The organism is Streptomonospora wellingtoniae, from assembly GCF_031845375.1.
GTDB lineage: Bacteria > Actinomycetota > Actinomycetes > Streptosporangiales > Streptosporangiaceae > Streptomonospora > Streptomonospora wellingtoniae.
Genome location: NZ_JAVREK010000010.1, coordinates 178,501 through 189,003 on the forward strand (window position 1 = coordinate 178,501; position 10,503 = coordinate 189,003).

The window sequence follows — 10,503 nt, forward strand, 5'->3', positions numbered from 1 at the left end:
TGCGCCCGGATTGATGGATTCGCACCCGCCGTACTTGAATCGTCCCGCCGGGATGTGAGCACTGCGTACGAGACGCGACACGACAGGAGAGGGCGCCCACGCAATGGCCAGGAGGCTCGGCTACGCCGACGCGCTCAGGATTCTGGGCCAGGACGACTCGGTCGTGCTGGACTTCGCGGAGAAGCTGGCAGCAGGAGCGCTGAGCACGGTGGGCCTGCCGGGGCTGTCGACGGCCGGCGGGGCGATCGCGCAGATGGGCCGGCGAGCGCTGACCGGCATCCGGGAGAAGATCACCGGGGTCGGCCGGATGGACCGGACCGAGCGGGTCACGGCGGCCTACAAGACCCTCGCGGCGGTCGCGGCGTTCGAGGCCGCCGACGAGGTCCTGCAGGACTCGCCCGCCCGCCTGTCGCTGGCGGATCTGCGGATGGACGCCGAGGAGCAGCTGGCGCTATGCGAGCAGCTGCCGGGGCCGGAACCGGGCGCACACCTGCTGTTCGCCGGCCGGGGCACGCACGCCCGGACGTCGGCGACCGCGGAGACGCGCATCTTCGCGCGCAGGCTGACCCGCTTCCTGGACGGTCTCGCAGTGTGGGAGCGGTTGGACGAGACCGCGCGCTCGACGGCCGCGCGGGCGATCGAGGAGCGCGTGCCCGAACTCGCCCGCCGGCGCTTCACCGAGTCCTACCGCCAGCTGGCCGCGGACGTTCCCGAGTTCGGAGTGTGGGCGAACCTGTCGGCCCACGAGGACACACAACAGAGCGTCGCCGCCGTCAGCACCGGGCTGGCCAGGCTGAACGCGCTCGTGGAGGAGATGGGCTCGCGCCGCACGCTCGACCGGCGCCGCGCCGAACTGGCGGCGGTGTACCAGGCGGCGCTGGGCCGCCGCCTGCTTCGTTCGGCCAACGCCCCGGCCGGACTGGTCCTGCCCACGATGGAGTCGGCCTACCTTGCGCCCCGCGGCCGGTTCGCCCTGGTCACCGCGGGCGACCAGCCGTCCGCGGAAAGCTGGTGGCAGCGCCTTTCGCTGCACGACGACCTCGAGTCGCTCCTTGCCGGGCTGCTGACCTCTCCCCAGGCGACGGACACCCCGATCGTGGTCCTCGGCCACCCCGGGGCCGGCAAGTCGGTGCTGACCGAGATGCTCGCGGCCCGGCTGTCGACCGCCGACTTCTTCGCCCTGCGGGTGGAACTGCGGGCCGTGCCGCCCAACGCGCCCCTGCACACGCAGATCGAAGAGGGCCTGGCGGCGACGCTCCAGACACGGGTGGCCTGGCGTGAGCTGGCGGACTCGGCCGGCGGCGCGCTGCCGGTGGTCATCCTGGACGGCTTCGACGAGCTGCTGCAGGCCAGCGGGGTCAACAGGTCGGACTACCTGGAGCAGGTCCAGGAGTTCCAGCAGCGGCAGGAAGACCTGGGGCAGCCGGTCGCGGTCCTCGTCACCAGCCGGACCGTCGTCGCCGAGCGCACGCGCTTCCCCGAGGAGACCCCGGTGCTGCGGCTGGAGCCCTTCGACGACCGGCAGGTCGCCCGCCTGGTGGAGATCTGGAGCGGGTCCAACGAGGCCGCCTACACTGAACGCGGACTGCGGCCGCCCGACGCCGACGCTCTGCTGGCCTTCGGCGAGCTCGCCGCACAGCCGCTGCTCCTGCTCATGCTTCTGGTCTACGACTCCGAAGAGAACGCGCTGCAGCGCTCCGGCGGCGCATTCTCGCGTGGCGGGCTGTACGAGGAACTGCTCCGGATGTTCGCCCGGCGCGAGGTCCGCAAGCACCGGCCGCACCTGGGCGACGACGCGATGGCCCGCGCCGTCGACGACGAGATGCACCGCCTGGAGGCCGTCGCCGTCGCGATGTTCGTCCGACAGCGCCAGCACGTCACGGCCGCCGATCTGGAGGGCGACCTGGCCGTGCTGATGCCCGGTGCCGCGGTGCGGCCCGCCGACACCGACCTGCACGGCGCCGTCGGAGACGCCCACCAGGTACTCGGCCGGTTCTTCTTCGTGCACGAGTCGCAGGCGCGGCAGGAGTCCGGCGTCGCGAGCGTCTACGAGTTCCTGCACGCGACCTTCGGCGAATACCTCGTGGCGCGCGCCGTCACCGACGCGCTCGACGACCTGCTGGAGGCGCGGCGCTTCGCGGCGCGGCGGCCGCGGGCAGCGCCGCCGGTGGACGACGGGCTGCTCTACGCGCTGACGTCCTATGCCCTGCTGGCGGGTTCGGCGGCGATGGTCGAGTTCGTCCAGGACCTGCTGGACCACCGCTTCGCCGGCCGCCCCGACGAGGCCGCCGAGTACCGCGAGCTGCTGATCGACCTGTTCCGCGAGGCCCCGTATCCGGCGGAGAACCGCTCCTACACCGCCTACCGTCCCCGCCGCGTGCCCGTCACCGAGCGCCAGGCCGCCTACACCGCCAACCTGGTGCTGCTGCTCACCCGAGTGGCGCCGGACGGCGTCGACATCCGCGAGCTGTTCGACAACGAGCACGGCTCACAGGATCTGAGCGACTGGCGCGCGCTGGCCGGCCAGTGGCGCGGCCTGCCGAACGCGCAGTGGCACGGGCTGCTGAACGCCGTCCGGCTGCGGCACATCGGCTACGGAGCTGAGGACCGGCACACTCTGCTGGCCCCGGTGGAGGAGGGCGCCGACCTCAACCTCGGCGAGTGCGTCGGCTTCGACATCGACAGCCGCGAGACGCTGTCGGTCACCGATCCCTACTCGGTCACCCTGCCCGCGGGCGGGCTGACGACGAACCTGATGCGCTCGTCGGCGATGCGGATCAACGGGACCCCGGCCCGGATGGCCCTGATGATGCTGCCCTACCTGGCCCACGTCGGCGGCGAGCCGCTGAGGTGGATGGAGGACAGGGAGGAGGGCACGGTCTTCGCCGAGGGCCACGACCTGCTGGAGCTGCGGCTCGCCGCACCCTCGTTCGAGGACGACGCGTGGCGGCCGCGGCTGCGGCGCTTCGAGCGGCTGCTGGACGGCACGGACCGGCTCGGCGCCCGTGAGGCACTGGTGCTGCGCCAGATGGTCGAGGACCTGTCCTGCGCCGCACGGGCCGGTGCCGGCTCCGGCCCCGGTCCCCACCCGGCGGAGTACTACAGCCGCCTGCTCCGACACATCGCGGAAGCCTATGTGGAGGAGGTCACCGTCGTCGACCCCGGGGCACCGACGTCGGCTGCCGTCCTGCGCACGGTCTTCGACGGACTCGGCGCGCACTTCACCGGCTTCGAGCACAGTATCCACGGGCGGCACGCCGCCCTGATCCTGGACGCGGCCGGCGAGGCCGCGGAGTCGGGCGCCGAAGCCGTGGTCGCGCTCCCCGAAGAGCTTCAGGAGGCGGACGGCGGTCGGGTCGGCTCCGCGCCCCGCCGCACCGGGCGGGAGCGCCCGGTCGCGGACCGCTCCGCGCCCTTCGGATACGCGGACCGCACCGACGACCGGGCGCGCTGGGGCTCGGCGTAGCGGCGGGCGCCGCCTGCCGCAGACCGACCGGAACACGGGGACGGCGGTAGCGGTCCTGGCGACCGCGCCGCGGAACCCGAGGCGCGACGGTGTGCAGCGCGCGCGAGCGGCCTGCTCGCCGCCGAGCGGCGGGAGAAGCGCCGCAGCACCCGCGGGCGGCTCCGGCTGGCGCGTATCGGGCCGCGGGGTGCGTCTCGTCCGGCCGCCGGCTACCCCGCCGCCCCCAGCGCGTACTTCGCCAACTGCGGCACAACCTCGCCGATTGGATCGCGCAGCACCGCCCGGGCGCTGTCGTCGTAGGGCGTCGGCTCGGCGTTGACGACGACGAGCGGAACGCCGTTCTCCAGTGCGACGTCGCACAGCCCGGCCACCGGGTGCACCGCCAGCGACGTCCCCACGGTCACGAACACCGACCCCTCGGCGACCGCACGGACCGCGGCGTCGAGTACGTCGGGTTTGAGGCGCTGGCCGAAGGAAACCGTGTCGGCCTTCTGGATGCCGCCGCAGGACAGGCAGCGCGGGTCGGACTCCTCCTCCAGCCGCGCCAGCACCTCGGGCGTGGGCGTGCGGGCGCCGCACCTCATGCAGGCGACCTGCGTGATGGTGCCGTGCACCTCGACGACGCGGTCCTCGGCGGTGCCGGCGGCCTGGTGCAGGCCGTCGATGTTCTGCGTGATCAGTGCGCGGAGCCGCCCGGCGGAGTCCAGCTCGGCCAGCGCCCGGTGGGCGGCGTTGGGGTGCGCCTGCCAGGCGGGGTGGTCGCGGCGCATCAGCCACACCCTGCGACGGACGTCGGCGTCGGACATGTAGGTGTCGAAGTCGAACAGTGCGGCGGCGCCCGGGTCGCGGGTCCACACGCCCTGCGGGCCGCGGAAGTCGGGGATCCCCGAGTCGGTGGAGATCCCGGCCCCGGTGAGAACGGCGATGCCGTCCGCTGCGGCGAGCAGGGGCGCGACGTCGGCGGGGCTGGCGGCTGCGGTCATGGGCGGTCCCTCGGTCCTCGGCGTCGGGGTCGGGGTCGGGGTCGGCCGGGCGGTTCGTCCACCATTGTGGCAGCGCCACACGTGCGTGCTCACGGGAAGATCACGTATGCACCACTTCTCATCCACAACCCGTTCGGACATACCACCGCATGGCGTACTTCGCGGTAATCTCGCCTCACAGCGGGGACACGCCGCGCATCAGGAGCGCGCCGGGTGTGCCCGGCCGAGGAGGGGCGGCGACGCGCCGATCCCCTGGGAAAGCGGAGGTCACTCGACACCGATGGGGTTCGCTGGGATCAGTGGGCAACCGGCCGCGCCGGTCCCGGAAGGCTGCGAATGGCCCAGAACCCGCCGAAGAGTGCAAAAATCTCCTTGCTCATGAAACAGCCGCCCTACATCCTCATCGTGAACGGGACCAAGGTCCGCCGCCCCGTGTTCGTCCTGGGCGCGCCGCATTCGGGGGTGGACCTCGTCGCCCGCGCGCTGGGCAAGGCACCCGGCTTCCACGTCGGCGCCGGCCACGGCGCCGTCCAGGACGCCGTCCACGCCCTGGCCCGCCGACCGTCCATCGCCGAAGAGCGGGCGCAAGGCACCGCGTCCCTGCTGCGGGCGGCGTTCGCGGAGTCCTGGCAGCTGACCCCGCTCACCTGCCCGCGCTGCCCCGGCGGCCCCGTGCCCGCGCGCGACGCGGCCGCGCCGTGCCGCCACGCGGGAGACGTCGGCCGGTACGGCGACGCCAGCCCGGATCTGCTCTACAGCGCCGCCGCACTGCAGAGGGCGTTCGAGGACGCCGTGTTCGTGCAGGTCATCCGGGATGGGCGGGACGTGTCGGCGGCGATGCTCGGCGATGAGCAGGCGCTGTCGTGGTTCCGGCCCGCGATGGCCAACCTGGACCACGAGATGCCCAACCCGTTCTTCGGGATCGAGGACGAGAAGGACCGGGCGCAGTATCCGAAGCTGTCCACCGCGGCCAAGTGCGCGCTGCGCTGGCGGGGCGCGGTGCGGCTGTCGGCGCGGCTGCGCGGTTCGCTGGGGGCCGAGCGGCTGATGACGCTGCGGTATGAGGACCTGTTCGGCGGCGAGGTCGAAACCGCCGAGCAGCTGCGCGAGTTCACCGGTGCACGGGTGTCGGCGGTGGAGCTGGTGCGCAGCGACTCGCCGGGCATCGGCTCCTGGCGCAGCCGGCTCAGCGCCGAGCAGCGCGAGGACGTCCGCACGATCGCGGGTTCCGAGCTGCAGCGGCTGGGTTACGCCAAGCAGCACTGAGCCGCGGTCCCCTCTCGCGGGGTCGGGCGCGGGACGGTCGGTTCGGAGGCGGGAGCTCTCGGGAGCCGGTCCCCCGCACGCAGGAGCGCTCGGGCGCGGGCCGGGGGCGGCGCCGCGGCCGGCTGCGCCAAACCGGGAGGCGCGGCGCTGCGGCCGCCTACGCCGACACGCGCCGCAGCCACTCCCGCGCCGCGTGCCAGGCGGCGTGCCGCGGGTCGGTGACGGCGAAGTGGTCGGCTCCGGGGATCTCCGCGTACTCGATCCGGTCGCCCGCGGCGCGGGCCGCCTCCGCATAGGCGCGGCTGTGTCCGACGGGGACCCGGTGGTCGGTGTCGCCGTGCACGATCAGCTGCGGAAGGCCGACGGGCAGCCGGTGCAGCGGAGCGGCCTCGGCATAGGTGCGCTCCTCGGGTGCCGGGCCGAGGAAGTCGGCCACAGCGCCCTCGCCCAGGCCCGCCTGCGCCGCGGCACGCAGGTCGGTGACCGGAGCCAGGCCGGCGACGGCCGTCAGCGGCGAGTCGTGGGCGGCCAGCAGCGCCAGGTGGCCGCCCGCCGAGTGCCCGAGGGCGACCACGCGGCCGGGGTCGCCGGGTTCGGCCCCCTCCTGGAGTCGGGCGCCGAGCAGGTCGAGCGCGGTGCGGACATCGTCGAGAGTCTGCGGCCAGCCGCCGCCGTCGTCACCGGTGCGCCGGTACTCCAGGTTCCACACCAGCCAGCCGGAATCGGCGAGGTCGGCGGCGACCGGCTCCATCAGCCGAAGGTCGTGGGCATCGCGCCACCAGCCGCCGTGCAGCAGGACCGCCACGGGGAACGGCGCACCGCCGTCGACGTCGGGCTGGTGGATGCGGACCAGCCGGCTGGGGTGCTCCCCGTACGCGAAAACGTGCCTGCTCGCCATCGTGCCTCCCGCTCGCCGCCCGCGGCCCGGCCGCTCTTCGCCCGGCTCCGCTGCGATCGCGCCCTGGGCAGAGTCTCCCATTCGCCGTGGCCTGGAAAACGACGCGGTCAGGCTTCGCCCGAACGGGGCGGGCGCACGGCGCTCGGACGCGGGGACGGACGGCGCCCGGACGCGGGCCGGAGTGGCGCACCCGACCTGTGGACGCCTCCCCCTCCCCGCGACCGCTCGTCTAGCATGGGGCCATGGGAGAAATCGGAGTCTTGGGCCTGATCGCGCTGATCGCAGTCGTCGGAGTGCCCGCCGCCATCGTCGGGGGCGGGATCGTCTACGTGGTGCGGCTGGCCAGGCGCGGCACGCAGGCCACTCTCGCCGACGCCGCCAAGCGGCGCGAGGTGGCCTGACCGGGCCGCCCGGTCGGTGCGCGCGGGGCCCGAGGCCGCGGAGGCCCCGCAGCGAAACGCCATGCCGGGACGCACCCGTCCGCCCCCGGCGCCGCACTCGGCGCGCAGCGCCGACCGCCCCAAAGCCCGGGGTGGTCGGCGCTGCGCATGCAACACCGCTCGGCGACCGGCTCGGTGCGCCGAGCAGCGCGCCGACCGCGCCCGGACGCCGCCTCCCCGGCCGCGTCCCGGGCGGGCGCCCTCGGGCGGGCGCCCTCGGGGCCGGAGGGGCCGGGCGGCCGCGCGGTCCGGTTCAGGCCGCGTTCATGGTGTCCGGGTCGGGGCCGAAGCGCTGGCCGTCGTTGAGCCCGGAGACCGTCTCGACGTCGCCGCTGGACAGCTCGAAGTCGAAGACGTCGAAGTTGGAGCGGATCCGCTCGGGGGTCACCGACTTCGGGATGGCGATGTTGCCGATCTGCAGGTGCCAGCGCAGGATCACCTGGGCGGGCGTCTTGCCGTAGGCCTCGGCCACCTTGGCGATGGTCGGGTCCTGCAGCAGCTGGCCCTGACCCAGCGGGCTCCAGGCCTCCGTGGCGATGTCGTGCTCCTTGTCGAACCGGCGCAGTTCCTGCTGGGTCAGGCGCGGGTGCAGCTCGACCTGGTTGACCGTGGGCACGAGGCCGCCCTCGCCGAGGATGCGGCGCAGGTGGTCGGCGTGGAAGTTGGACACCCCGACCGCGCGCACGCGACCCTCGGCGTAGAGCCGCTCCATGGCCTTCCAGCTGCTCACGAAGGTGTCGCGGGCGGGCATCGGCCAGTGGATCAGGTAGAGGTCCAGGACCTCCAGGCCGAGCCGCTCCAGCGACGCGTCGAAGGCGCGCAGGGTGCTGTCGTAGCCCTGGTCGCTGTTCCACAGCTTGGAGGTCACGAACACCTCGTCACGCGGCAGGCCCGAGCGGCGCAGGGCCTCGCCGACACCCTCCTCGTTGCCGTAGGCGGCGGCGGTGTCGATACTGCGGTACCCGGTCTCCAGGGCGGTGCCGACGACGTCTGCGACCTCGCCGCCGTCCACCTGCCAGACGCCGAACCCCAGCTGCGGAATGCGCACGCCGTTGTTCAGCGTCACGTCGGGAACCGTGGTCATGAGTCCTCCCCCATCTTCAGGTGCACGATCTGTCTCCCCCCAGCGAACCGCGGGCCCCTCGGGGCGCATTCCGGCGCCGCGGGCGATGTGCACAGTGCCACCCCGTCGCACCCGCGACGGGACCGGGGTCCCATTGTGCGATATCGGCGCACGTCAGGGGGCATCGGAGGGCGGCAGCCACCCGCTGTGCGTGCGCGGCCGCACAGTGGGTGGGACGGGCGGGTGTGCCGGGTGAGCGGTGCTCGGGTGGGTCGGCGGCGTCACTCGCCGAACCGGTAGACCACGCCGAAGACCAGGATCTCGCCGGGCGGCAACTCCGGCGCGATGCCGGGGTAGTCGGCCACGCGGCCCTGCTGGAGGACGTAGGGCTCCCCGGGGCGCAGCTTCTCGATCTCGCCGGCCACGGCGGTGCGGGCCGCCGCCGCGGCGACGTCGCGCTGCGTGTCGCTCTCGGCGCCGGAGGAGCCCAGCGGGCGGTAGACGAGGTCGACGGGGCGCGCCTGCGCCGGGACGAGCGCGGCCAGGCCGCCGACCTCCTCCATCGTCGCGTCTCCCGAATCCAGTCGCTGCTCACGCGTGTTCCCGCCCATGGCGAACCAACTCCTCAACCGCCGATCCGGGGTACCGCCGTCATTCCTCTGATCTCCAGTAACCCCCGGCGGCCGCTCCAAACGAAGAGAGGGAGCGCGGAGGCCGCGAGGAGGCAGCACAGCGGCCATCGCGCTGTCCGCGGCCCCGCCGCAGACCGGAGCGGACCGACCGGGGCCGGCATACGCAGGGGGCGCAGGGGGTCGCGAAGGGCGTCACCGGTGGCGGGCGGCCGAAGGCCAAGGCCGGGCGGCGCAGTGCCGTAGGCTCGACGGTGCAGGGCGGGCCGACCCGGCGGCGGACGCCCGCGGAACCGGGGGCACGGGAACGCAGGGAGAGCAGGAGCCCGGACGACGTGATGGACGGCACAGCAGATCCGCGCGCGGAGCACGGGTCCGGCGCGGAATCGGCGCAGAGCCCGGCGGATCACGCTGCGGGAACCGGCGCGGCGGAGGCCGAGCGCCCGGTCGGCACGGTCAGCACAGCACCGGAGCGCATCCTGGTCAGCGCCTGCCTGCTGGGCAGCCGCGTCCGGTTCGACGGCCGGGCCAGGACCGTCGCCGACGAGATCGTCGAACGCTGGCGCGCCGAGGGCCGCATCGTCGCCCACTGCCCCGAGGTCGCCGGCGGCCTGCCGGTCCCCCGGCCCCCGGCCGAGATCGAGCCCGGAGCCGACGCGCGCGCCGTCCTGGAGGGGCGCGCCCGCATCCTCACCCCCGACGGCGAAGACGTCACCCGGCACTTCGTCGACGGCGCCCGCGCGGCGCTGGCCGCGGCCACCCGCAACGGCGCGCGCACGGCTCTGCTCAAGGAGTCCAGCCCGTCGTGCGGCCTGCACCGGGTCTACGACGGCACGTTCACCGGAGCCACCGCCCCCGGCCCGGGAGTCACCGCACTGCTCCTCCAAGACCACGGCGTCGCCGTCTTCTGCGAATCCGACCTGGAAGCCGCCGACGCCCGCCTGCGGACCCCGCCCGCGGGCCCCGCCATCCCAGACGGGCCCCACGCGCCCCCCACCTGACCCCGCAAACCCGTCACAAGCAGGCCCGCAGATGCGATAGAGTTTTACTCGTCCACAGGGCAACAGCCTCCGGACACCGGGACGTGGCGCAGTTTGGTAGCGCACTTGACTGGGGGTCAAGGGGTCGTGGGTTCAAATCCCGCCGTCCCGACAGAGTTCAGAAGGGGTATCGCCAGGTGAGCGATACCCCTTCAGCCGTTTCCGGGACCCTGGCCGGGTCCCGAACTGTCGCAAGTAGGCAAGCCGTAGGCACAGCCACGCTGCCGAAAATGCGGTCCCGGCCTCGGCGCCGCGAAATCGGTCTGCACGATGCACTCGACCCGCGCGCTGATCCACGAGCCGGGACGGGTGAAGACCCCCCGGCCAGGTCGCTGCGGCTGATCACACCGGCCAGCGTGCGCCGGAGACGACCGGCAGGCGTACGGTTCGACTCCGCTGAGGCCGCGGTCCGAGCCACCGCGGTCGGCCCTAGATCGTTGATGGGGGTTTCCCGAACCGGCTGCGGACATGACGAAGGGCGCCCAGGATCAGAGTGTGACCAAAGACCTCGACGCCCTTCTCACCGCACTCTATGTCTACCTGGACGACCACGTCCTGCCTTCGGCCCGGCAACCGCGCAAACGCGGGCCAGCGCCGCTGCTCACCGACGCCGAACTGGTCTGCGTCGCCATCGCCCAAGTCCTACTGCGCTGCGACGACGAACGCCACTGGCTGCGCGTGGCCCCGCGCCGGATCGGCCACCTCTTCCCCCGCCTGC

At 73.8% G+C, this 10,503-nt stretch carries 8 protein-coding genes, 1 tRNA gene and 1 pseudogene; 6 read left to right on the forward strand and 4 right to left on the reverse strand.

Features of this window, described 5'->3' with window-relative positions; all coding sequences use genetic code 11:
* Positions 1 to 103 precede the first annotated feature (103 nt).
* Complete coding sequence (locus tag RM446_RS11890) at positions 104 to 3,466, forward strand: NACHT domain-containing protein (RefSeq protein ID WP_311545289.1); 3,363 nt, start codon at positions 104 to 106, stop codon at positions 3,464 to 3,466.
* 209 nt (positions 3,467 to 3,675) lie between these two features.
* Here the strand turns inward: RM446_RS11890 and RM446_RS11895 are convergent, their stop codons facing one another.
* Positions 3,676 to 4,449 (reverse strand): SIR2 family NAD-dependent protein deacylase, encoded by a 774-nt coding sequence (locus RM446_RS11895; RefSeq protein WP_311545290.1) that lies wholly within the window; start codon positions 4,447 to 4,449, stop codon positions 3,676 to 3,678.
* A gap of 378 nt (positions 4,450 to 4,827) precedes the next feature.
* On the opposite strand from RM446_RS11895, the gene RM446_RS11900 reads away from it, so the two are divergent.
* The gene (locus RM446_RS11900) at positions 4,828 to 5,715 is read left to right on the forward strand and encodes a sulfotransferase (protein WP_311545291.1); all 888 of its coding nucleotides are present in this window, start codon (positions 4,828 to 4,830) and stop codon (positions 5,713 to 5,715) included.
* A gap of 157 nt (positions 5,716 to 5,872) precedes the next feature.
* Here RM446_RS11900 and RM446_RS11905 read toward each other — a convergent pair whose 3' ends face one another.
* The gene (locus RM446_RS11905) at positions 5,873 to 6,613 is read right to left on the reverse strand and encodes an alpha/beta hydrolase family protein (RefSeq protein ID WP_311545292.1); all 741 of its coding nucleotides are present in this window, start codon (positions 6,611 to 6,613) and stop codon (positions 5,873 to 5,875) included.
* A gap of 242 nt (positions 6,614 to 6,855) precedes the next feature.
* Here RM446_RS11905 and RM446_RS11910 point away from each other — a divergent pair, with 242 nt between their 5' ends.
* Positions 6,856 to 7,014 carry a hypothetical protein gene (locus tag RM446_RS11910; protein ID WP_311545293.1) on the forward strand — a complete coding sequence of 53 codons (159 nt, stop codon included), beginning with the start codon at positions 6,856 to 6,858 and terminating at the stop codon, positions 7,012 to 7,014.
* Positions 7,015 to 7,306: 292 nt separating this feature from the next.
* Here the strand turns inward: RM446_RS11910 and RM446_RS11915 are convergent, their stop codons facing one another.
* Both RM446_RS11915 and RM446_RS11920 read right to left on the reverse strand, forming a co-directional pair.
* On the reverse strand, positions 7,307 to 8,137 hold the full coding sequence (locus RM446_RS11915; RefSeq protein ID WP_311545294.1) for an aldo/keto reductase: 831 nt from the start codon (positions 8,135 to 8,137) through the stop codon (positions 7,307 to 7,309).
* Positions 8,138 to 8,397: 260 nt separating this feature from the next.
* Entirely contained in the window at positions 8,398 to 8,727 is a 330-nt protein-coding gene (locus tag RM446_RS11920; RefSeq protein ID WP_311545295.1) for a hypothetical protein, read from the reverse strand.
* Positions 8,728 to 9,221: 494 nt separating this feature from the next.
* On the opposite strand from RM446_RS11920, the gene RM446_RS11925 reads away from it, so the two are divergent.
* The 3 genes and pseudogenes from RM446_RS11925 to RM446_RS11935 form a co-directional block, all read left to right on the forward strand.
* Positions 9,222 to 9,746: a DUF523 domain-containing protein gene (locus RM446_RS11925; protein WP_311545311.1), complete on the forward strand. Its 525-nt coding sequence runs from the start codon at positions 9,222 to 9,224 to the stop codon at positions 9,744 to 9,746.
* A gap of 77 nt (positions 9,747 to 9,823) precedes the next feature.
* A tRNA-Pro gene (locus RM446_RS11930) sits at positions 9,824 to 9,897 on the forward strand.
* A 383-nt stretch (positions 9,898 to 10,280) separates the two neighbouring features.
* Positions 10,281 to 10,503, forward strand: a pseudogene (locus RM446_RS11935) (IS982 family transposase); the annotation flags it as partial.

Bases quoted from the DNA above. Each gene is read 5' to 3' on its own strand.
- RM446_RS11890 (WP_311545289.1), top strand. From the start codon at position 104: ATGGCCAGGAGGCTCGGCTACGCCGACGCGCTCAGGATTCTGGGCCAG.
- RM446_RS11895 (WP_311545290.1), bottom strand. From the start codon at position 4,449: ATGACCGCAGCCGCCAGCCCCGCCGACGTCGCGCCCCTGCTCGCCGCA.
- RM446_RS11900 (WP_311545291.1), top strand. From the start codon at position 4,828: ATGAAACAGCCGCCCTACATCCTCATCGTGAACGGGACCAAGGTCCGC.
- RM446_RS11905 (WP_311545292.1), bottom strand. From the start codon at position 6,613: ATGGCGAGCAGGCACGTTTTCGCGTACGGGGAGCACCCCAGCCGGCTG.
- RM446_RS11910 (WP_311545293.1), top strand. From the start codon at position 6,856: ATGGGAGAAATCGGAGTCTTGGGCCTGATCGCGCTGATCGCAGTCGTC.
- RM446_RS11915 (WP_311545294.1), bottom strand. From the start codon at position 8,137: ATGACCACGGTTCCCGACGTGACGCTGAACAACGGCGTGCGCATTCCG.
- RM446_RS11920 (WP_311545295.1), bottom strand. From the start codon at position 8,727: ATGGGCGGGAACACGCGTGAGCAGCGACTGGATTCGGGAGACGCGACG.